The organism is Candidatus Thiodiazotropha endolucinida (assembly GCF_001715975.1).
Classification (GTDB): domain Bacteria; phylum Pseudomonadota; class Gammaproteobacteria; order Chromatiales; family Chromatiaceae; genus Thiodiazotropha; species Thiodiazotropha endolucinida.
In genome coordinates this window covers 16,331-38,117 of record NZ_MARB01000003.1, presented here as the reverse complement: position 1 = coordinate 38,117, position 21,787 = coordinate 16,331, and the positions used below count along the sequence as shown (strand labels likewise).

General features: G+C 50.5%; 18 protein-coding genes. 11 read left to right on the top strand and 7 right to left on the bottom strand.

What is annotated here, in order from left to right; all coding sequences use genetic code 11:
- Window positions 1-116: 116 nt before the first annotated feature.
- From CODIS_RS02795 to ilvC, 3 genes are all read left to right on the top strand, one after another.
- Complete coding sequence (locus tag CODIS_RS02795; protein WP_069121216.1) at window positions 117-1,835, top strand: acetolactate synthase 3 large subunit; 1,719 nt, start codon at window positions 117-119, stop codon at window positions 1,833-1,835.
- Window positions 1,835-2,326 carry an acetolactate synthase small subunit gene (gene ilvN, locus CODIS_RS02790; protein WP_069121215.1) on the top strand — a complete coding sequence of 164 codons (492 nt, stop codon included), beginning with the start codon at window positions 1,835-1,837 and terminating at the stop codon, window positions 2,324-2,326. Before CODIS_RS02795 ends, ilvN begins: the two co-directional genes overlap by 1 nt.
- A gap of 161 nt (window positions 2,327-2,487) precedes the next feature.
- Entirely contained in the window at window positions 2,488-3,498 is a 1,011-nt protein-coding gene (gene ilvC / locus CODIS_RS02785; RefSeq protein WP_069121441.1) for a ketol-acid reductoisomerase, read from the top strand.
- A 97-nt stretch (window positions 3,499-3,595) separates the two neighbouring features.
- Here the strand turns inward: ilvC and CODIS_RS02780 are convergent, their stop codons facing one another.
- Both CODIS_RS02780 and CODIS_RS20360 read right to left on the bottom strand, forming a co-directional pair.
- Window positions 3,596-4,375, bottom strand: a complete 780-nt coding sequence (locus tag CODIS_RS02780; protein ID WP_235615110.1) for a tellurite resistance TerB family protein — start codon at window positions 4,373-4,375, stop codon at window positions 3,596-3,598.
- A 343-nt stretch (window positions 4,376-4,718) separates the two neighbouring features.
- Window positions 4,719-5,477: a sensor histidine kinase gene (locus tag CODIS_RS20360; RefSeq protein WP_083220519.1), complete on the bottom strand. Its 759-nt coding sequence runs from the start codon at window positions 5,475-5,477 to the stop codon at window positions 4,719-4,721.
- Window positions 5,478-5,853: 376 nt separating this feature from the next.
- On the opposite strand from CODIS_RS20360, the gene CODIS_RS02770 reads away from it, so the two are divergent.
- Both CODIS_RS02770 and CODIS_RS02765 read left to right on the top strand, forming a co-directional pair.
- Window positions 5,854-7,494: a tetratricopeptide repeat-containing response regulator gene (locus CODIS_RS02770; RefSeq protein WP_069121213.1), complete on the top strand. Its 1,641-nt coding sequence runs from the start codon at window positions 5,854-5,856 to the stop codon at window positions 7,492-7,494.
- Entirely contained in the window at window positions 7,481-8,185 is a 705-nt protein-coding gene (locus CODIS_RS02765) for a sensor histidine kinase (RefSeq protein WP_069121212.1), read from the top strand. The genes CODIS_RS02770 and CODIS_RS02765 overlap by 14 nt, the downstream gene beginning before the upstream one ends.
- A 108-nt stretch (window positions 8,186-8,293) precedes the next feature.
- Here CODIS_RS02765 and CODIS_RS02760 read toward each other — a convergent pair whose 3' ends face one another.
- Window positions 8,294-8,872 carry a diguanylate cyclase gene (locus tag CODIS_RS02760; RefSeq protein WP_069121211.1) on the bottom strand — a complete coding sequence of 193 codons (579 nt, stop codon included), beginning with the start codon at window positions 8,870-8,872 and terminating at the stop codon, window positions 8,294-8,296.
- A gap of 4 nt (window positions 8,873-8,876) precedes the next feature.
- Entirely contained in the window at window positions 8,877-9,542 is a 666-nt protein-coding gene (locus CODIS_RS02755; protein WP_083220517.1) for a Tll0287-like domain-containing protein, read from the bottom strand.
- 215 nt (window positions 9,543-9,757) lie between these two features.
- Between CODIS_RS02755 and CODIS_RS02750 the strand changes: the two genes are divergently transcribed.
- The 3 genes from CODIS_RS02750 to CODIS_RS02735 all read left to right on the top strand — a co-directional run bounded on the left by CODIS_RS02750 (window position 9,758) and on the right by CODIS_RS02735 (window position 14,396).
- Window positions 9,758-10,978, top strand: coding sequence for an argininosuccinate synthase (locus CODIS_RS02750; protein WP_069121209.1), 1,221 nt, complete (start codon window positions 9,758-9,760; stop codon window positions 10,976-10,978).
- A gap of 398 nt (window positions 10,979-11,376) precedes the next feature.
- Window positions 11,377-12,309 (top strand): cytochrome-c peroxidase, encoded by a 933-nt coding sequence (locus tag CODIS_RS02740; protein ID WP_069121207.1) that lies wholly within the window; start codon window positions 11,377-11,379, stop codon window positions 12,307-12,309.
- Entirely contained in the window at window positions 12,306-14,396 is a 2,091-nt protein-coding gene (locus CODIS_RS02735) for an EAL domain-containing protein (protein ID WP_069121206.1), read from the top strand. The genes CODIS_RS02740 and CODIS_RS02735 overlap by 4 nt, the downstream gene beginning before the upstream one ends.
- A gap of 353 nt (window positions 14,397-14,749) precedes the next feature.
- Here the strand turns inward: CODIS_RS02735 and leuA are convergent, their stop codons facing one another.
- On the bottom strand, window positions 14,750-16,438 hold the full coding sequence (gene leuA, locus CODIS_RS02730) for a 2-isopropylmalate synthase (protein ID WP_069121205.1): 1,689 nt from the start codon (window positions 16,436-16,438) through the stop codon (window positions 14,750-14,752).
- A gap of 332 nt (window positions 16,439-16,770) precedes the next feature.
- Between leuA and CODIS_RS02725 the strand changes: the two genes are divergently transcribed.
- Window positions 16,771-17,232, top strand: coding sequence for an Lrp/AsnC family transcriptional regulator (locus CODIS_RS02725; RefSeq protein WP_069121204.1), 462 nt, complete (start codon window positions 16,771-16,773; stop codon window positions 17,230-17,232).
- A 26-nt stretch (window positions 17,233-17,258) separates the two neighbouring features.
- Here the strand turns inward: CODIS_RS02725 and CODIS_RS02720 are convergent, their stop codons facing one another.
- Window positions 17,259-17,666: a DUF7793 family protein gene (locus CODIS_RS02720; protein WP_069121203.1), complete on the bottom strand. Its 408-nt coding sequence runs from the start codon at window positions 17,664-17,666 to the stop codon at window positions 17,259-17,261.
- 819 nt (window positions 17,667-18,485) lie between these two features.
- On the opposite strand from CODIS_RS02720, the gene CODIS_RS02715 reads away from it, so the two are divergent.
- The gene (locus CODIS_RS02715) at window positions 18,486-19,940 is read left to right on the top strand and encodes a DUF5666 domain-containing protein (RefSeq protein ID WP_069121202.1); all 1,455 of its coding nucleotides are present in this window, start codon (window positions 18,486-18,488) and stop codon (window positions 19,938-19,940) included.
- Window positions 19,941-20,259: 319 nt separating this feature from the next.
- Entirely contained in the window at window positions 20,260-21,432 is a 1,173-nt protein-coding gene (locus CODIS_RS02710; RefSeq protein WP_069121201.1) for a GGDEF domain-containing protein, read from the top strand.
- Between the two features lie 119 nt (window positions 21,433-21,551).
- Here the strand turns inward: CODIS_RS02710 and CODIS_RS20805 are convergent, their stop codons facing one another.
- Window positions 21,552-21,692 carry a hypothetical protein gene (locus tag CODIS_RS20805; protein WP_154722990.1) on the bottom strand — a complete coding sequence of 47 codons (141 nt, stop codon included), beginning with the start codon at window positions 21,690-21,692 and terminating at the stop codon, window positions 21,552-21,554.
- Window positions 21,693-21,787: the final 95 nt, after the last annotated feature.

Here is a 21,787-nt window from a genome sequence, read left to right as displayed (position 1 = left end):
AAAGTACAAAATGAGAGGGGATATCCGCTTGACCTGTAAAGGTAGTATTAGTATTTTGCACTGTTTCTATAAGTTTAGTGTCCGAAAAGACAATCGGCGCAATTGGAGGCCTCAAGGTGGAACTCAGCGGTGGCGAGATCATCGTTCAATGTTTGAAAGATGAGGGTGTGGAGCATGTGTTCGGTTATCCGGGCGGTGCTGTACTGCATATCTACGACGCTATTTTCAAACAGAAGGATGTGAAACATATTCTGGTGCGCCACGAGCAGGCGGCGGGACACGCGGCCGACGGTTATGCGCGCGCCACCGGCAAACCGGGCGTCGTACTGGTGACCTCCGGTCCGGGGGCGACCAATGCGGTGACAGGCATTGCCACGGCCTTCATGGACTCAATCCCGATGGTAATTCTCACCGGCCAGGTTCCGACGCCGGTGATCGGCAGTGATGCGTTTCAGGAAGTCGATACGGTTGGCATTACACGCCCCTGCGTGAAGCACAACTTTCTGGTCAAGCGGCTGGAAGATCTGGCAGAGACCATCAAAAAGGCCTTCTACATCGCCACCAGCGGTCGTCCCGGGCCGGTGGTGGTCGATATACCCAAGGATGTGACGGACCCTGGGATCAAGATTCCCTATAAATATCCCAACAAGGTCAAGATGCGCTCCTACAATCCGGTGGTCAAAGGCCACCTTGGGCAGATCAAGAAAGCGGTCAAGATCATGATGGAGGCCGAGCGCCCGGTCTTCTATACCGGTGGCGGGGTGGTGTTGGACGATGCCGCCAAACCGCTGACCGACCTCGTGGACAAGCTGGGGTTTCCGATCACCCAGACCCTGATGGGTTTGGGCGCCTATCCGGGTAGCGGCAGGAACTTCCTCGGTATGCTCGGCATGCATGGCACCTACGAAGCGAATATGGCAATGCACGAGACCGACGTGCTGATCGCTGTCGGCGCCCGTTTCGATGACCGGGTCACCGGTCACGTGAAACAGTTTTGCCCGGATGCGACCATCATCCATATCGATATCGATCCTTCATCGATCTCCAAGAACGTCCGTGTCGACGTACCCATCGTGGGTCCGGTCAAGCAGGTGCTTCGGGATATGCTGAAGGTGGTCGACGAAGGTGATGAGCAACCCAGGAAGCAAGCCTTGAAACAGTGGTGGGAGCAGATCGAAAAATGGCGCTCTATGGATTGTCTGAAGTATGACCAGAAGAGTGAGCTGATAAAGCCGCAGCACGCGGTCGAGATACTGCACAAGGTCACCAAGGGAGACGCCTATGTGACTTCCGATGTGGGTCAGCACCAGATGTTCGCGGCGCAATTCTACCGTTTCGACAAACCGCGGCGTTGGATCAACTCGGGAGGGCTCGGCACCATGGGTTTCGGCCTGCCCGCGGCGATGGGGGTTCAGATGGCCTTTCCGAAGGCTGAAGTGGCGGTGGTCACCGGCGAATCGAGTATCCAGATGTGTATCCAGGAGTTGGCGACCTGTCTTCAATACGAACTGCCGATAAAGATCATTTTGCTGAATAACGGATATATGGGCATGGTGCGGCAGTGGCAGGAGTTTTTCTACGAGAGCCGCTACTCCCAGTCCGGCATGAGCGTGACACCGGATTTTGTCAAATTGACCGAGTCCTACGGCCACGTGGGAATGCGCGTTGATAAAACGAAGGATCTGGAGGGAGCGATGAAAGAGGCCTTCTCTCTCAAGGACCGGCTGGTCTTCCTGGATGTGGTGGTCGATCCCTCGGAGAATGTCTATCCGATGATTGCGGCAGGCAAGGGGCATCATGAGATGTATCTGTCACCCGGGAGCGAGTTGGTCTGATGAGACATATCATATCTATTCTATTGGAGAATGAGTCCGGCGCACTGGCGCGGGTGGCAAATCTGTTCTCTGCACGCGGCTACAACATCGAATCGTTGACGGTGGCGCCCACCGAGGATCTGAGCCTCTCCCGCATGACCCTGGTAACCAGCGGCAGTGACGAGATCATTGAACAGATCACCAAGCAGTTGAATAAGCTGATCGACACGGTAAAGCTTGTCGATCTCACCGAAGGCAGCCATATCGAACGCGAGATGATGATGATCAAGCTGCGGGCGGAACGTACCCAGCGTGAGGAGATCAAGCGCCTGGTGGATATATTCCGCGGCAAAATCATCGATGTCACCGACACCAGTTACACTGTCGAGCTGACGGGTGCGGCGAGCAAACTGAATGCCTTTATCGAGGCGGTGGACGAAGATCTGATCATCGAGGTGGTACGCACCGGTCCCTCAGGCATCGGCCGCGGATCGAAGGGATTGGGGCTCTGAGGATAGTTTGTCATCTGCGACTTTCCAGATGCGGTGCGGCAAGCCGCACCCTACCGTTGAATGAGGCGTAGGGTGTGGCTTGCCGCACCGTGTATAACGTTCATTTGCGGCGTAAGACCAGAATATAAAACACAACATTTTCCGAAGGAAACAACATGGCTATCAACGTTTATTACGACAAAGACTGTGACCTGAATATCATCAAGGGCAAGACGGTCTCCATCATTGGTTACGGTTCTCAAGGGCATGCCCATGCCAACAATCTGCAGGACTCGGGTGTGAACGTCGTCGTCGGTCTGCGTGAGGGCTCTCCTTCGGCCATCAAGGCACAGAACGCAGGACTGACGGTGAAGTCGATCGAAGAGGCGGTGCAGGTCGCCGATGTGGTCATGATCCTGGCCCCTGACGAGTTCCAGGCCAGGCTCTATCGCGAGCAGATCGAGCCCAATATCAAGGAGTCTGCGGCGCTCGCGTTTGCCCATGGTTTTGCGATCCACTATAACCAGATCGTGCCGCGTGAGGATCTTGACGTAATCATGATCGCGCCCAAGGCGCCCGGCCATACCGTACGTAGCGAATATCAAAAGGGTGGCGGCATACCCGATCTGGTTGCTATCTATCAGGATGCCACAGGCACGGCCATGGATACTGCCCTGTCTTATGCCTCCGCCATCGGCGGCGGTCGAACCGGAATCATTGAAACCACCTTCAAGGATGAGACAGAAACCGATCTGTTTGGTGAACAGGCTGTGCTGTGCGGTGGTGCCGTGGAACTGGTGAAAGCCGGTTTCGAAACACTTACAGAAGCGGGTTACGCACCCGAGATGGCCTATTTCGAATGTCTGCATGAGCTGAAACTTATTGTGGACCTGATGTACGAAGGCGGTATCGCCAACATGAACTACTCCATCTCCAATAACGCAGAGTATGGTGAGTATGTGACCGGTCCCAAGGTCATCAACGATGAGAGCCGCAAAGCGATGCGGGAGGCTCTGCGCGACATTCAAAGCGGCGAATACGCCAAGCAATTCGTTTCTGAGGGCGCCCTTGGTTATCCATCGATGACCGCCTACCGCCGACTCAATGAGGCTCACCCCATCGAGCAGGTGGGTGAGCGTCTAAGGGCCATGATGCCTTGGATTAAAAAGATCGTGGATAAGTCAAAGAACTGATCCATATTCAAATATCGGGGTGGGGGGCGGCTCTGCCGCACCCTGAACCATAAGAGCCGTACGATCTTTCGCGTACGCCTGCTACAGTAAATTGCTTTCAGGTCCTGTAGATGGATGGTGCGCCAAACTGTTCGTGGATTTGATTGCTGACCTGAGGCGAGATTCGGGTCGCCTGGGCAAGACTGTGCAGATATTGAGCTTCCGCTTGACTGTCCAGATCTATGGCCATCAGCGATATGGCGTAGACTTGTTGCTCCAACCCTTGCGGTATGGAGCGAACGAATCCCTCCAGATCCAACGGCTGTGCAAGTTCATTGCGAACGAACTCGATCTCGTCCTGGGTAACCTCACCGAGCTTACCGAGAATCTTCTGCTGTTCTTCCTTGTCGACCTTGCCGTCGGCCTTGGCGGCATTGATCATGGCGCGAATCAACAGGGCCGCCTGATCCGTTGCCTGCTGATAATCCATGCCCTGGGGCAGATGATCGCTGGACTTGAAGTGGGTCACAGGCTGGGCGCCCTGCTGTCCGCCGAATTGGGACATGGCGGCACCCAGTAAACCTCCCAATCCCGCGCCTCCAGCGCCACCGCCAAGCAGACCGCCAAGCAGATCGGTGAGATCACCGCCGCCAGGCTGGCTGGATCCTGTCCTGCTGCCACCGCCCAGCAGGTCTCCGAGACCTCCTGTTCCCGTTTGAGCACCTCCGCCACCCAGAACGCTGCCCAGGATATTGCCGAGTCCACCACCAGTCGAGGTTTGGCCGCCTCCCATCATGGATCCGATAACCGAACCCAAAATGTTGGAGCCGGAACCGCGGGACAAGACACCGCTGTTGAGTATGCTGCCAAGCAATTTAATCGCATCTATGTTAGCCATTATTCATCATCCCATTTGTAGCTGTCATTACTCAGGTGGTTTCCGATATGCACAGTAAACGAACTGAGGCTGTAGCGGCTGTATAATAGTGCCCTGAAACCATGAAATAACGCTGATGCCGGTTATAACCGAAGTGAAATTCTCGAGAGCCTGTGAGCAAAGCCTTGGGTCGCTCCGCATCAATTCATTGATATACGATACACCTTGCAGTGTTGCGAGTCCCAGGGTGACATCAAAGTTAACAATTCAGCGCGTCTTGTCGATGAAATAAAACCTGCCTGGGCAAGGGTTTATGAAATTCCGCGCTTGACGCGGTGAGATGATGAAAGTCTGAGGATTTTGTTCAAGTGTCGCAGAGTGTCATTGTTCGAAGTGGAAAATATGCTTGAATTTCAACTCCCGAATTGACGGCGGCAGCGATTTCCAGTTTGCCGTTCACCGATTCCACCCTTTCACGCATGCTCATTAATCCCAGACCAAGCCCCTCGTGGATAGAGGCAATGTCGAATCCTATGCCATTGTCAATAACACTCAAGTGGACCGATTCATCTTGCAGGGAGAGTGTGACTCCGATTCGGCTCGCATGGGAGTATTTCAGGGCATTGTTTAATGATTCCTGTACGATGCGGTAGATTGCTGTTCTGTAAGCAACGGCTATCTGGTTCTCTTCAATCCTGTAATCGGTCACAATCTTTAAAGATGGGGAGGCCTGTGAGATCTGCCTGCATTGCCAGGAGATGGCCGCCAGGACGCCGAGGTCATCGAGAATGGAGGGTCGAATAGCGCTGCATATGGACCTGACTTCACCAATCGCTTCTTTCACCATGGTTGAAATCTGTTGTAACGAGGCTTTGTGGTCATGTGGTGACAGGCTGGGGAATGAATTGCTGTCATAATGATTCAGGCATTGTTTTACCTGCAATCCTATCGTAGTCAAAAGCTGTCCCAACCCGTCATGCAACTCACGCGATAGTCTTTTTCTCTCCTCTTCATCGATCGAAGATGAAGAAGAACTCTTCTGTCGACTAGAGATTTTATTTGTATCCGGTAATTGAGAGTGAGTGAAGGCGTGACGAATTGTATTCTTTTTAGCTACCGACATTTTTTTCTCTTATTTGCGAACTTGAGCGGATCTACAGGTTCGAGGGTATTGCAATCCAATACATCCATTGATTGATCAAATGCTCTGCAACATGATGGATATAGCGTTTGTCCATTTAACAGCTTGAGTGATCTGTTAAGTTAATTCCTTAAACAGGGCCGATGTTATGATCTGCTGATTGGTAAAGGGATTTGGTCTTCAGTGTTGAGGAGTATAGCTAATTGGAATAGTCATCTTGTTCGTATTCTAATTGATCTAAATCAACAGAGTTTACAATTCCGTTTAAGCGCGTACAGATTTGCGCGATATGAGATTTATGTACCGAGGCGCTTATCCTAGCGCCTCTCATGCTTAACCAAGGGATGGATCTATTCTCATGGAAGAACTACGGCAAAACCTCAACTACCTGATAATCGACGATTTTGACCAGATGCGGGTCTCCTTTAAGGGGATGCTTACCAGTTATGGCGCAACCGATGTCACAACCTGTGCCTCGGGTGAAAAGGCTCTGAAGCTGCTGGCAAACAATAGTTACGACGTAGTGATATGTGACTATAACCTGGGTGATGGAAAAGACGGACAGCAGGTTCTTGAAGAGGCGAGGTATCTCGGTTACCTGGGGCATGCGGCCACCTTTTTCATGATCACGGCAGAAAGCAATATGCCGATGGTGATGAGCGCATTGGAGCATCAGCCCGATGACTATATGGTGAAACCGATTAATCGGGAGGTGTTGCACCACCGTTTGACAGTGGCATTAAACAGAAAACGTCAACTGAAGGCGATTGATGATGCGCTTATTCGTGATGACAAATTGAGTGCCATAGATCTATGTCGGGACCGCTGCGGTAAGGATCTCAAACAGCGACTCTATCTGGCTAAACTCCAGGCAGAGCTGTGCTTGGATATCAAGCGTGTTGACGAAGCCGAAAAGATCTATCAAGAGATTTTGGCGATTCGCAATTTTCCCTGGGCTCGATTCGGATTGAGCAAGATCGATTTTCTGAAAGACAATCATGACCGGGCCGAAGTGGAATTCAGAACGCTGATTGAACAAAACCACCTCTACCTCGAGGTCTATGATTGGCTGGTCCGGTTGTTGGAGAAGAGAGGGGATACCGAAGAGGCGCAACATCTGTTGCAAGAGGCAGTTGATTTGTCCCCCAAAGCGGTTGTCAGGCAAAGGAAGCTTGGACAGTTGGCGGAGCGCAACGGCGATGCCGTCAGAGCTGAGAGGGCCTATCAGGCTGCCATACGCTGGGGAAGAAATTCGTGTTTTGCCAGCGCACAGGAATACAGGTACTTGGCGAATATCTACCAAAATACTGGCCGCAGACCAAAGATGGTAAAACTGCTCAGTGAAGGGCGTAAGCGCTTCAGTCATCAGCCGGCAGACCGTATCCAAATGTTATGCGGCCAGGCGCTGGCGCAACATCATCAGGGTGTGATGACAGGTCTTGAAATCTATCTTGATGAAATAGTAAGACTGGTTGATGAGCATAAAAGGGATGTTACCGCCCATCATTTACTGGATGCTGCCGATGACCTGTTTCAATTGTCAAAATCCGATGAGGCGCAGGAGCTGTTGAAAGTGCTGCTCGGCAATCACCATGACGATGAACGCTGGATAGACCGTGTCCGTCAGCTGATGCTGCAACATGGCAGGGATCATCATATTGAAGAATTGGTTTCAATTGCCAGGACTGAATTGCAGCAGATACATGTAAAGTGTACCGAACTGTTACGTTCAGACAGACTGAAGCAGGCGATTACTTTGCTAAACGACACCATTGAGCGTTATCCAAGGAATAGAACGCTGATGTTGATGGCGGCTGGGGCAATGATCAATTACATGCGTGATAACGGTATTGATCCAGGTTACCATTTCAGGTGCCGATTCTCGCTTAACCGATTGCTTGAAAGGGATCACCAGGATTCAGACGCCGGCCGCTTTCTTGATATGTTGAATAAGATTACACCGGTTTCAGTTGAGGAGGGTTTTAGTGGACAAAATTAAGGATGACAGGGATGGGATCGATCTAAAATCGGCTTTTGCAATGGTGTCCCATGATATAAAAAACTCATTGGGTATATTGCTCAAGTTCATCGGTACGATTTCAGAGAGCAGTGAGATGGAAGGGTGTGCCGGAATTCAACAATGCGCTGATATGGAATATGAGGTGCGTAGGATCAATAACAATCTGGTCAAGTTATTGACCCTGTTCAAGGTCGAGGAGGGAGTCTATCTGTTGAATGTGGATGCCCATTCAGTCAAGGATTTTCTGGACGAGGCACTGCTGGAGCATGCTGTCATAATGAGGCAAAAGGGGATCGAGTACGATATTGAGTGTGATCACGACCTGTATTGGTATTTCGACAGAAATCTGATGATGGGCGTTATGGGGAATGCGATCAGCAATGCCTTGCGTTATACCGGCGATAGCATTCGATTGACTGCGGAGGCGTCGCCTCATGGTTTGACTATTGGGGTCGAGGACAATGGAGAGGGATTTCCCAGTAATATACTGGCACAACAAAACGGATTCATGAATCCTGAGTCGGGCTTTATCACCAATAATACCGGCTTAGGACTCTTTTTTACCCAAACTGTGCTGGATCTGCATCAGCATGACGGAGTTCGTGGCCGTGTTGAGTTGGCGAATCGCGCAGATGCTGACGGAGGCGTCTTCTCAATACTATTACCCTAGGACCTGTTAACAGGCCCTTGGAGTGGCTGAGCACGCCACCGTCAGGATCTGTATGGATGCGTAGATGATTGGTGGCTGATTGCTCAACGCGGGAAGTTCCGTCCGTTACTAACCGGGTTGATTGATTTTATCCTGTAACACCACTATTTCTGACGAGGCGCTTACACTATGGTCATGGGCGTCAATTTCAATGCGGTTTCGTCCCAGTTGCTTACTACGGTAGAGTGCGTCGTCAGCCCGCTTGATCAGTTTATATTGGGACGGATAGTCATGGGCCTCGGTGGCCACGCCAATACTCAGGGTAAGATGTTCACCGACAGGCGAATTGGGATGAGGTATGGCTAAGGCGGCAATATCCTGTTTGATGCGCCTGGCGACTTTCTCTCCGCCGTTTAAATCCGTATTGGGTAGAATGATAATGAACTCCTCTCCCCCGTAGCGCGCACACAGGTCGCCGCCACGTTGTAGTGACGAATGAATTGTTTTCGCCACTTTTACGAGACATTCATCACCTTCCAAGTGGCCAAGAGAGTCATTGTAAAGCTTGAAATAATCAATATCACAGATCATCAGTGTCAATGCGGTTGAGTTGCGGCTGGCGCGACGGTATTCGGCAAGTAGTCGATCGATAAAATGACGACGATTCGGAATGCCGGTCAGTGCATCGATGATTGATTGCTGATGCATTTTTTTATAGCTTGCGGATAGCCTTTGAGAGAGGCTGGTGATTAACGTTATGCCGATCATGCCTATGGTGATGTGGCCAATAACCAATCCCCAGATTGGAGCTGTATTGACATCGGGAATCGTGACGCTGATACCCCTGCTTTTCATGACAACGAAGACAAGCGCGAGTGGTCATCAAGGGTGCCATGTAGAAGAAACGCAATCCGCTTTGATCCTCAATCAAGTGGCTGTACTCCTGTGTAGCACCGGTTTCGAACATGAGAAGCGCTTCCCGTTCCAGGTCGGTAGGTTGGTTACTTGGTCGGATAGGTTTAAGACTGGTGATGTGTAACTGGATGCCTTTGTTATGCGCAGCAAGTTCCGATAATTGCCGAGTCATATAGGCTGGATTGATCAGTGTTAAGGTCAGTTCGTCGCTTACCTCAATATCCCGGTTATCGACCTCAAGGTACTCGTTAGGCGGGGTGGATTCTGAGACGGGCACATAAACTCCACCGTGACCGGCGCTCCAATCTCTGACCAGCTTGATATGATCAAACATCAGGCGTGCGGTATCTTCCAGAAAATGGTGATGTTCATCTTGGGTGTGTTTAATGTTCCAGCCGAGAGAGATCAGCACCACCAAGCTCCATGCGGCCAGAAGGATGATAGCTACTCTTTTAGAATTCAAAAGTTTTCGCCGTCAGCACTATTCAGTATGCAGATGATAAAATGAGGGACAAGTCAGGTAGAGTATAGCAGCTAATAAGTCTTTAATATTAAGATGTAATTGGGTCGAGCATGCATTCACCGTACGCGCATGTCGGGTGCTTCACGGCATATCATCTGTTTCAAGATAGGTTATAATGAGCTGTTTTTAATAGCATCTTTTCTGGGAGATAGCAGATGTCAAAAGATGGCATTAAGAAGGTGGTTCTGGCTTACTCGGGCGGTCTCGATACATCGATTATCGTCAAGTGGCTGCAGGATGAGTATCAGTGTGAGGTGGTGACCTTTACTGCGGATATCGGGCAAGGCGAGGAAGTCGAGCCAGTGCGCGCCAAGGCTGAGGCGGCAGGTATCAGGGAGATCTACATAGAGGACCTTAAAGAGGAGTTTGTCCTTGACTATGTGTTCCCGATGTTTCGCGCCAATGCCATCTATGAGGGTGAGTATCTGCTGGGGACCTCCATAGCAAGGCCTCTGATCGCCAAGCGCCTGATTGAAATCGCCAACGAGACCGGCGCAGACGCCATCTCCCACGGCGCCACCGGCAAAGGCAACGATCAGGTGCGTTTTGAATTGGGCGCCTATGCATTGCGGCCAGATATCAAGATCATCGCGCCATGGCGTGAGTGGGATCTAAATTCCCGGGAAAAGCTTTTGGCCTATGCAGAGGCCAATGGAATCTCGATCGAGATGAAGCGGGAGGGCAAGAAATCACCCTATTCGATGGATGCCAATCTGCTCCACATCTCCTATGAAGGGTATGATCTTGAAGATCCGTGGAATGAACCAGGCAACGACATGTGGCGCTGGACGGTCTCCCCGGAAGAGGCCCCAAACCGGACAACCTATGTCGAGATCGGATTTGAAAACGGTGACCCGGTCTCCATTGACGGTGAGAAGCTTTCCGCGGCGGCACTATTATTGAAACTCAACCAGTTGGGCGGTGAGAATGGTATCGGGCGAGCCGATATTGTCGAGAATCGCTATGTGGGCATGAAGTCGCGCGGCTGTTACGAGACGCCCGGCGGCACAATCCTGCTCAAGGCGCATCGTGCCATGGAGTCATTGACTCTGGATCGGGAAGCTGCGCATATGAAGGATGAGCTGATGCCCCGGTATGCCAAGCTGGTCTACAACGGTTACTGGTTCACGCCGGAAAGGGAGATGTTGCAGGCTGCGATCGATCACACCCAACAGGTGGTCAATGGTGTGGTGAGAGTCAAACTCTACAAGGGCAATGTGGACATTGTCGGGCGCCGCTCCAATACCAACAGTCTGTTCGATGAGTCGATCGCCACATTTGAAGACGACGCCGGCGCCTATAATCAACAGGATGCGGAGGGCTTTATCAAGCTCAATGCCCTGCGCCTGCGGGTAGCCGCCTCGAAGAGCAAGTAACACCCTGACCTGTCTTCATGAAAAAGGCCGGACATTATCGGATGTCCGGTCTTTTTAATATATATTTCAGAGTGTTGTGGCTGTGGCTGGCACAGTTCCCAGCTTCCGATGTGAATTCCATTCAACTCGACAATCACCAATGCCGGGGGAGGCTCAATGTCCACTTGGATACCTTCGCGGAAGATACCGTGCATAGAATCACTATGTCGAACCTGTATAACAATTTTACAATTAAATCTGGAGAGTGGGCTGTATACCAATAAAATCAATCATCTACAAAAATAGCAGAAGGGGCGCTGGTTTAAGAAACAGTGGTCTCAGCCGATACCATTGGGTATGTCGTTTTCGACTCCCGTTGTCGATTTTGGGGGAAAATAATCAATGATCGGAAATATTCGATGCCGAGAGTATTTATACTAAGTCTCCTCTTGCTGGTATCGCACCTGCCCAATCAGGCCATGGCCCTGCAGCCTTTGCCTCAAGAAGTGGACTATGACGAAGGCAAGGCACGATTGGGTAAACGCATGTTTTTCGATACCCTGCTCTCCAAGGACCGTAGTGTGTCCTGCGCCACCTGCCACGATCCTGATCACGGTGGCGCGGAGCCTCGCGAGGTCTCCATTGGGATCGGAAACCAGAAGGGCACACTGAATGCGCCGACGGTTTACAACACCTATTACAATTTCAGGCAGTTCTGGGATGGCCGCGCCCTTGACCTGAAAGAACAGGCGGCAGGTCCCCTGCACAACCCTATCGAAATGGCGATGACGGCTGAGGAGGTCGAGCAGCGTCTCAACGATCATGCCGAATATCTGCTGCTTTTTTCGCGTGTCTATCATCAGTCTCGCGTCCGGTTCGAAGATGTCACCGATGCCATCGCTGAATTCGAGAAGGCCTTGTTTACACCGGACAGCCCCTTCGATCGTTACCTGAGAGGTGAAATCGAGCTGGCGGCGGATGAAAAAGAGGGGTATCTGTTATTCAGAACCATGGGTTGCGTCACCTGCCATAACGGGATCAATCTGGGTGGCAATTCATATCAATATATCGGTGCGGTCAATCCGCTTGAGAAAGACGTAGTGACCGGGGACCTCTATGCCCGCACCGGCGATCCCTTCGATCGCAACCGGTTCAAGGTGCCGAGCCTGCGCAATATTGAACTTACGTCACCCTATCTGCACGACGGCAGCAAAAGCACGCTGGGCGAGACCCTGGCGGCCATGGCATTCCACAATCTGGGGTTTGATCTCACAGCGGAGGAGAACCGCCTGCTAACCGCTTTCCTCAAGACGCTCACCGGCAAACGCCCGGCGATCCTGGAGTCGCCGTGAGGCTTCAATTCAAGATCTATGTAGCGCTGATTCTCGCCCTGCTGGCGGGATTGACCTTTTTTTATTCCAAGTCACGAACTGATGCGCTGCTGTCAGGTCATAATCAGCTCATCCATAATCTGGCGGAGATGGAGCTGCTGAACAAGCGTGTTGACGAAGAGATCTGGAGCACCGCCTACCGTCTCTATCACAATTATGACGAGGTGCACCGACTGATAAAGGAGATCAGGAATTTGGGGGGGGAGATACGCCTCCTGGCGTTCCTCGATTCAGCGGAATACCAAGCTTTCTGGAAAAAGTTGGACAAATTCGACCAGCTGTTGGAGCAAAAGGAACAGGCCATCATCCGATACACGACACTCAATTCCCTGGTCAAGAACTCGGTCTCCCATGTGCCGGGACTGACGCATCGCTACATAAAGAACTTCGTCAATGAAGACCAGGCGTACGTGGAGGACCTGTCTCAAGCGACCTCCCTTGTGTTTCTTGCCAGCAACGCTATGGATGCCGAGTTGCTGATCGGATTCAATGAGGTGCTGCAAAGGCTGCAAGACAAGGAGTTTGCCGATCCGGACAGAAAACGATTCAATCGGGTGTTTCTATCGCACGCCCGAATCGTCGACAGATACCTGGCTCAGTACATACCGGTTTTTATGGGGATTCTCGATATCCCCATTGATAAGGCCCTGCATCAAACCAGTGAATTGTTTCTCGATATCAGTAAAAGGCAGGCAGAGAGTGTCCATCTTTGGTCACTGTTGATCACCCTTGCATTCATCGGTTCTCTGGGCATGATCGTCATTTTTTTGATCAACCTGGACAGGCGGCACAGGGAACTATCGGGTTTACATAACGCACTTGAACAGGGTGCAACCATCGACCATCTGACCGGTTTAAAAAACCGTTTCGCATTTGAGCGTTCACTCGACACAGGTACTGACCAGGCACTGATCATTATCAACATCGACGGCTTCAAACATATTAATAACTTTTACGGTCATGAGGCCGGAGACAGTATTCTTGTGCAGATGGCAGCGGTTTTACAGTCTGCCCTTGCACGGTCGGAGCATGGACTTTTCCGTCTTGGCGGGGACGATTTCGGTGTCCTTGTCGAAGGTGGAACGGATGATCCGCAAATGCTCGCTCGTAAACTGATTGGTACAATGGAATATACGCTTTTTACCTTTGACGGCAATCCGGTACCGATCAACGTGACTGCCGGCCTGTCAACAGCCGCCCCACTGCTGGAAACGGCCAATCAGACACTCAACCAGATCAAACGTACCCGGATGAAGTTTCTCGCCTACGATCCTGATGTGGGTCAAAAGGCCAGGATGAGAGACAACCTGAGAATTATCCGTGTGTTGAAAGAAGCGATCAATAATGATTTGGTCATACCCTATTTCATGCCGATCATGAATAATTCAAACCATCGCATTGAGCGTTACGAATGCCTGGTCCGTGTCGTATCCGAAGATGGTGCACTACTATTGCCGAATGAGTTTCTATCGGTAGCGAGAGAGGGACGCCTGAATGCGGATCTGACGCGGATCATGATCGAAAAGAGCTTTAAGGCATTTACCGATACGGAGCTCGAGTTTTCGGTCAATCTTGCGATTGAGGATATACTTGATCCTGAGGTGACCGACTTCCTGTTCAATCGACTTGAACAGTCACCCGATATAGGGCGGCGTTTGACTTTTGAGATACTGGAGAGTGAAGAGGTCAAAAGCTACGAAGCGATAGCGGATTTCGTCAGACGCTCGGCAGACTACGAATGCAGGATAGCCATCGATGATTTCGGCAGCGGTTATTCAAACCTGCGCCATCTATTGGAACTGAACATTCACACGCTGAAAATCGATGGGTCGCTGATACGGAACATCATGGAGGATCCGCATGCCGCACAGGCCATTCAGGCAATCACCACGCTCGCACATAAAATCGGCATCACTTCGATTGTTGCGGAATATGTGTGCTCAAAAGAGATCCAGGCTCGGGTCAGCGAAATGGGGATCGACTATTCACAGGGATTCTATATCGGCCAGCCCCTGCCTCATTTACTTGAGCTGTCGATGCTGGATTGACCATTCTCAGCTATCCACTGTCACTCTATCTCTTACCCGCGGTGAGTGTCGTAAAAGCGAGCCGCTAATAGACGCAAATCTTGATCAGTCCGCAAATGGATGCAAATTTTATGTTTTTGTCTGTCCTGTATGGAGAAGTGGGTTAAAGTCTGTGTTGAGGCATGTTGAACAGCAAATAAATATATTTGCGTTTATTCGCATTTATATGCGGATATAAAGAATCATTCGCGTGTATTCGCGGCATACTTATACCTCTCACTATCGCCAGGTTACCAATTCAGTGGTTGAATATTGTGAGTAATCAGGATCTGTTTTGTATCGGTTGCGACAATTCGGCAGCTGTCTGGTCAATGCTATCCTGTCATGCCCATATTCATCACACTCTCCTGCGCGATCTGATAAAGATTCAGTGCCGATATAAGGGATTTAAGTGAAGCGCTGACACTATCCTGATCAAATGCCGCTCCGGCGAATGTTTGGCCATCTATATCAAGCAGTACATAGGCGACAGCTTCCGCATCGGTACCCTCACCGATCGCATGTTCATGATAATCGAGAACTCGCGCCTGTGTGCGATAGGCTTGTGTCCAGGCATCCATAAATGCAGAGATTGCCCCCTCACCCTGACCGTGAATCGTTCTGGGTTTATCCTTGTCTGACAGCTTAACATCGATCACGTCACTGCCCCGATGGGAGTCGAGACGGTAGCCTTCCAGCCTGGTGGGGTGGATGTCGGCCACGAAGTGGTTCTGAAAGAGTTCAAAGATGGTTTTGCTGTCGACCTCTCCCTCACATGACTCGCTTGTCCGTTGTACGATGGCGGACAATTCTGTCTGGATCCAGCGCGGCAGCATCAGAGCGTAATCCCGTTCCAGGACGTAGGCCACCCCTCCCTTGCCCGACTGGCTGTTGACCCTGATTACCGCCTGATAATCCCGGCCGATATCCTGTGGATCGATCGGCAGATAGGCGACCTGCCATGGCTCGTCCGGTTGCTGGCGATGCAGACATTTACGAATAGCATCCTGATGGGAACCGGAGAAGGCGGTATACACCAATTCCCCCACCCAGGGATGCCGTGGGTGCACCGGCAGACCGGTGCACTGAGCATAGATCTGAATGATCTCGTCAGGTCGGGAGAGATCGATCTCCGGGTCAATACCCTGACTATAGAGATTCATGCCCATCGTAATAAGGTCCATGTTGCCGGTTCGTTCACCATTGCCCATCAATGTGCCCTCGACACGATCGGCGCCGGCAAGCAGGGCGAGTTCTGCGGCGGCTATCGCGCATCCACGATCATTATGGGTGTGAACAGAGACGATTACCGATTCCCGGTTCTGCAGATGTCGGCAGAAATATTCAACCTGGTCTGCAAACAGATTTGGGGTGCTGCTCTCTACCGTGGCGGGCAGGTTGATAATACAGGGATCTTCCGGTGTGGGCCGCCAGACATCGAGGACCGCCGCGCAGACCGCAACGGCGTAATCCCATTCGGTATTGGAAAAACTCTCCGGTGAATATTGAAAAACCCATTCGGTTTCAGGGTGGTTGGCGGCCTCCCTTTGCAACATTTCTGCGCCATCAACAGCGATTTTCATGATACCGTCGCGATTACGGTTGAAAACCCTCTCACGCTGCACCGTGGAGGTGGAATTGTAGACATGTACAATTGCCCGGTGCACGCCCTTCAAGGACTCGAAAGTCTTGCGGATCAACGTTTCACGGGCTTGCACCAGAACCTGGATCGTAACGTCGCGTGGTATCTGATCCTCTTCGATCAGCCAGCGCACGAAGTCATAATCGGTTTGGCTGGCGGCGGGGAAGCCGACTTCTATCTGCTTCAGACCGAGCTTCACCAGGAGTGCCCACATACGGCGTTTTTGTACCACATTCATGGGTTCAAGCAATGCCTGGTTGCCATCGCGTAAATCGACGCTGGCCCAGATCGGAGCACTATCGATCGTATGGTTCGGCCACTGGCGATCGTGCATCGGCACGGCCTGCATGGAACGGTATTTACGGTGGTCAAAGCGGTTCACGGTGAATCTCCTGCAGCAGGTTTTGTTGGCTGACTATCTGAGCTTTTCCTGGCAACCGGGATGCCACCACCGGCCATAACCAAATCCTTGGTCTTTAAATGGCGATGAGGACCCCCCTGTGAAAACCCTTATGGGGTGATTGCCCTGTTCCCGGAACTTGTGATTCCGGATCTTATGAGTACGGCTTGTGGCCGATGGTGAAAGATTAGTGCAGAATGACCGGCAAGAGATTGCGAAATATACTCTAATATTTGCAAAATAAATATAAAAATAGCTAAAATAAGTAAAATCACGCAATTAATTAGCAATATCTTTAGCGATAGGGCAACTTGATGAATCTGGACCGCTATGATCGACACATACTTGATGAGCTGCAGCGGGATGGACGTATCAGTAATCAGGACCTGGCCGAACGGATCGGTCTCTCTCCCTCGCCCTGCCTGCGTCGGGTACGCGCGTTGGAGGAGTCCGGCATCATCACCGGATATAGGGCCCAACTGGATGCTGGGAAATTGGATCTCAACCTGATGGCGCTGATACACATCGCCATGGATCGCCATACCCCTGAGCGTTTTGAAAATTTCGAACATAAGATCAAAAACCTGCCGGAGGTTCTGGAGTGTCTGCTGATCACAGGCCAAGATGCGGACTATCAAGTCAAGGTGGTAGTGCGGGATATGGAGGCCTATCAGGCCCTTTTATTGAATAAGATCACACGTATCGAGGGGGTAACGGGTGTCCACTCCAGTTTTGTCATGCGCAAGGTAGTGGACAAAAGGGCGTTGCCGGTTTGAGTGAGTCCCACAACTTAATGTTGCGTCTATGCGCTGTTTTGCGCGTCGCTCAGTAATGGGGTCTGATAAAAGTGTTGCGACAGCCAGTTGACCGCCTCCTCCTCGTCATAGAAGGACTTTACCGGGATATCCTTGAAATAGGTATTGGCTGCAATGCGCGTCATGATTACATCCTTGTGATCCCGTTCTAAGAAGGCAACTGCCTTCAAGCGTCTTTTCGTCTGCTGAAGCATGGCTATCTGCACAGGAATTGAGATAGCGTAGCGCCCCTTTCTAACGATGAGTGTGGGAAGCGGAAGAGTGAACCTGTCCAAATAGTCAGTGACGGGTTTGATATCCTGTTCTGCCAGTTCTCCATTCGTATAGATGACAGCATGCAGATAGCGACCATCTTCTATACAGAGGGAGACTTTTCCAGTGTCAAGCGGTTCCATGCATACGATTATAGACGATCCCGCACAACAGTTTGTGTTCGAAATTTTCGGCTGTCATAGATTGAGTCGCGTTGCTGTTTGAGTGTTCATGTAGGGCCTGTTAACACTAATCCAATACACCCTGTTGTGCCTGAAAAAGCGCCAATCAAGGCGCACCCCAAGGGCACTTCCTTCGGGGCGCGAGGAGAGAGGTTTGGTTATTCCAAATGAGCGACGAGCAACGTCGAGTGGCGCTTTTTCAGGCGCAACCCGAAGGGCTGGGGCTGTTTTTGCGCCCAGCGGCGTTATCATTCGCTCATGTAGCATAACTACACCTCGCTCATTCTGCCTTGCTGGGCACAAAAACAGCCCCAGCAGGGTGTATTGGATTAGTGTTAACAGGCCCTAGTTGTTTCCATGCATTTACAAAGGTCCGATATGAGGTATGAGAACTGCCCCGTATCGAGGCTGTTGATCGCTCCCACTCTCTATTACACAGGTGTCAATGAGTGAGATTTGGGCTGGTGGCGGTGTTGCCACCACGGAAGGACATCGATTTGGCACAGATCATCGGCTGTCAAGCGGGAATCACCTTCCCTACATTGCTGTCATCCATGTTGTGCCGGTATGGGTGAAAATCATAAATAATTTTTTATATTCAGAGTGTTAAAGAATTTATCCATGGTAGGTGCCTTAATCAAATATTAATAAAAATCCACTTGAACAATTCTGGATTCATCATATACTTCATATGCAAATGGGAAATAATTCCCAATATTTTTCACATACAACTATATACAACGCCTTTGCCAAGGAATGTGTGTAGCGGAGGATGTGCTAATGATCCAGTCTAAATCAGTATTGCTTTCTTCCACCTTTCTTGTCGCTTTGCTTGGGGCCTGTGGTGGTGGTGGGAGCGGTGACAGCGCTACCAGCAGCGGCGGTGATTTCATCACCGTTGGCAGGATCGACGGGTTTGGCAGTGTTTATGTCAATGGCATCAGGTTCGATACTTCACATACCCAATATCGGGTCGACGACGAACAGGGCTATGACGATTCATCGCTGGCGGTGGGAATGAAGGTGCGGGTGGAAGGATCAGTAAATCGGGATGATATGACGGGTGTCGCCAATGTCATTACCTATGACGATGACCTGGAGGGCCCGATAGATAGCGGATCTCTTGTGAAAAACAGAGAAATGGCCACTTTTACCATCTTAAGGATGGCTGTCATGGTGGATGCCGGCAGTACTGTGTTCGATGACGGGGCATCGTTTGAAGGCCTTGCTGAGGGACAAGAGATCGAAGTCAGTGGATTTTTCGATGGCAGTCAGATTGTCGCATCTCGGCTTGAACTGCAGAACGATAATGATAGCGATTATGAGATAAAGGGAACGGTTACCAGTTATGACGGCAGCGAGATCACGCTGGTATTGCAGAACGGAGTGGTAGCCGGGCCGTATCCCATCAGTTCAACTGTCGATTTGGATATACCCGCAGATCCTCTCGGCCTGTTTGTTGAGCTGAAGCTTGACAGCAGCGGGGGTTCTACTGAGGTTGTTCGCATCGAGAGCGATGACAGCGATCTTCTCGATGATGATGACGAGGAGGTTTCACTGCGCGGGATTCTTTCAGACGACGGAATTGGTGGATTTTCAGTGAATGGTGTCCAGATCGATATTTCCCCGGATACACGCTATGAACCCGATACACTCGAAGGTAACCTCGATGCAGGGATGGAGGTGGAAGTCGAAGGTTATATGCAGGGCGACATCTTGATCACTGAAAAGATAGAGGCTGAAGACGGCGAGATTGAAATTAAAGCTCGGGTGAGCGGTGTTCAAAGCGTCGATGCGAAGAATGGTACGGTTACCCTGGACCTGGGTAACAGTCAGGGTTTGGATATTGTGACCGATAACTCGACACTGTTTGAGGATAGTTCCGATTTTGATCAGGATGACGATGGTAGCTTTAATCTCAATGAGTTGATGGATGGAGATTATGTTGAGGTGGAGCTTAAGCGCATGGGTGATCAGTATATTGCCATCAGTATAGAGCGGGAGGATGAGTCGTCCGCGACAAAAGTAGAGGCACCGATCGATGCTTTCAGCAGCCAGGTTTCTGTTACCCTGGTCGGCGCTGTATTCACTGTGTATGAAGCTACGGAATACAAGCTGGATGATGATCTGACAGACGCTGACTCATTTTTCAGTCAGTTGAATATCGGCGAAAGGGCCAAGATAAAGGACCGGGACGGGGATGCTTCCGTCGAAGAGATTGAATTGGAGCGATAAGGTCTTTTCGGAGCCATTAGCCTATACTTTTTCACTGTATCAATGTTTTGCCAGAGCTTGGCGGCAGATGCTTCGATAAGAGGTGTCTGCTGTCATTTTTTGTGAGTGACTTTTAGGTTATGCCAGGATACCGCTCATGCATTGATCAACATCTTTCGATCACGACAGCGTCAGGCAAGCCAATATTGACAGGCTTTGGTATTTGTCTATAAAAATTGTTGATGTTTAGCTTTTTGAACGGTGCCTGTTGTAAATGCACCCTTTATATATGTCTTTAAAATAAATAAGATTGGGGTCCCCTGACCCAATGGAACAGACCATGTCGGTATTCAGATCATTTATTCAACATCTCGGTGATAACTCCCGCATCTACTCGATAGGTGAACTGGATAAACTCATTTCCTCGGATGAGCATCCGGCGTATATGCGCAAGCATCGCGCTGAACTGTTGCTTGAACGAATACGCTTTATCGCTTCACTGTTATCAATCTTGATTCCCCTCTGGCTGGTCATCGATTTTCTGCTTCTGCCATTAAATCTGTTTTGGCCGATTGTGGTGATCAGGTTGTTGTCGACTGCACATTTTGTCTATCTGGCACGTTATCGTACAGAACAGGCCACGCTTAAAACGAGTCTGCTCCTGCTGGCGGGTATGCTGATCAATCTGCCGCTGACATTCTTCGCCTCTGCTCACTATCTGGCGATGGTTCCACCAGAAAGTGTTTATCATCTTCCGCTGGCGCTATATACACTTTTGCCCTACATCGCAGTCGGCCTGTTGGGTTTGTTTCCTCTGACACTCCTGGAGTGTGCGGTATTGGCGCTGCTGATAGCCATGTTGACTGTGACAGGTTGGAGTTACTACTCGACTGTACCGGCATTGGAGCTATTGCCGACCTTGTGGCTGCTGATAATCATTCTGGGGATTGTCTTATTTACATCCACGATACAGTTGCAGTATATGATCTCAATAATAACACGTACGGATCACGATCCCGTGACGGGTGCGCAGACCAGAAAGTCCGGAGTGCAGAGTCTGGCAAAGGCCTTTCAGCAGGCTAAATTACAAAATGAATTTCTGAGTATCGCGCTTGTTGACCTCGATAATGTGCAGAACATCATCGCTGAATTTGACTACGCGACTTATGATCATGTCGTGCTGGAAGCAGCCGATATATTGTCCGATGGCCTGCGCCACAACGATATGCTGGTCCATTGGGGGGAAAAGGTATTTATGATGATTTTGCCGGGTACGGATTGCAAGGGGGCAAGGATTATTGCGCAACGAGTTCTCAATCAGGGCCTCGGCACCCTGCCTGACGGGCGTCCGGTCACGGCCAGTATCGGGGTTTGCGAAAGATCTGCCGATGATATTGAGGAATGGTCCAGCATGTTGGAACTGGTTGATAACCGCAGAGATGACGCGAAGAGACAAGGTAAGGATCGGTATATCATTTGCAATGAAGAAATAGGAATGGCTGCTGCGGAATAGAATATTATCTTTAAACCAGGCTTCAATCTCATCGGCGGTGCCGGGATTGCAACAAAGCTAGCCCCGCGCGGCCTGGTATCCTTTCTTTAAAAAGGGTGCTGAGGCGTGAAACCCATTGTCTATTGAAGCTTTAGAAACTCCGGTATAAGCCAGGGATCTCCCAAAACAATGCTCACATGGTTAATGATCAACAACATAAAGCCCATACACAGCAGGGTATAGCCGGTTAGGCGCTGGAGGTCCGCTACTGCCTCTGTCATGGTTGTCTCCTCGTCTGTTTTCAGACCACGAAACTATTATTAGCAGGAGATCCATGAATATAACAGAGTATTTTAGTAGGGAAATTGGGGGCCGC

What these genes read in the sequence shown, in the direction of transcription:
- ilvN (WP_069121215.1), top strand. Translation starts at nt 1,835, where the DNA reads ATGAGACATATCATATCTATTCTATTGGAGAATGAGTCCGGCGCACTG.
- CODIS_RS02750 (WP_069121209.1), top strand. Translation starts at nt 9,758, where the DNA reads ATGTCAAAAGATGGCATTAAGAAGGTGGTTCTGGCTTACTCGGGCGGT.
- CODIS_RS20805 (WP_154722990.1), bottom strand. Translation starts at nt 21,692, where the DNA reads ATGACAGAGGCAGTAGCGGACCTCCAGCGCCTAACCGGCTATACCCTG.
- CODIS_RS02780 (WP_235615110.1), bottom strand. Translation starts at nt 4,375, where the DNA reads ATGGCTAACATAGATGCGATTAAATTGCTTGGCAGCATACTCAACAGC.
- CODIS_RS02740 (WP_069121207.1), top strand. Translation starts at nt 11,377, where the DNA reads ATGCCGAGAGTATTTATACTAAGTCTCCTCTTGCTGGTATCGCACCTG.
- CODIS_RS02725 (WP_069121204.1), top strand. Translation starts at nt 16,771, where the DNA reads ATGAATCTGGACCGCTATGATCGACACATACTTGATGAGCTGCAGCGG.
- CODIS_RS02760 (WP_069121211.1), bottom strand. Translation starts at nt 8,872, where the DNA reads ATGCATCAGCAATCAATCATCGATGCACTGACCGGCATTCCGAATCGT.
- CODIS_RS02720 (WP_069121203.1), bottom strand. Translation starts at nt 17,666, where the DNA reads ATGGAACCGCTTGACACTGGAAAAGTCTCCCTCTGTATAGAAGATGGT.
- CODIS_RS02770 (WP_069121213.1), top strand. Translation starts at nt 5,854, where the DNA reads ATGGAAGAACTACGGCAAAACCTCAACTACCTGATAATCGACGATTTT.
- CODIS_RS02715 (WP_069121202.1), top strand. Translation starts at nt 18,486, where the DNA reads ATGATCCAGTCTAAATCAGTATTGCTTTCTTCCACCTTTCTTGTCGCT.
- CODIS_RS20360 (WP_083220519.1), bottom strand. Translation starts at nt 5,477, where the DNA reads ATGTCGGTAGCTAAAAAGAATACAATTCGTCACGCCTTCACTCACTCT.
- CODIS_RS02710 (WP_069121201.1), top strand. Translation starts at nt 20,260, where the DNA reads ATGTCGGTATTCAGATCATTTATTCAACATCTCGGTGATAACTCCCGC.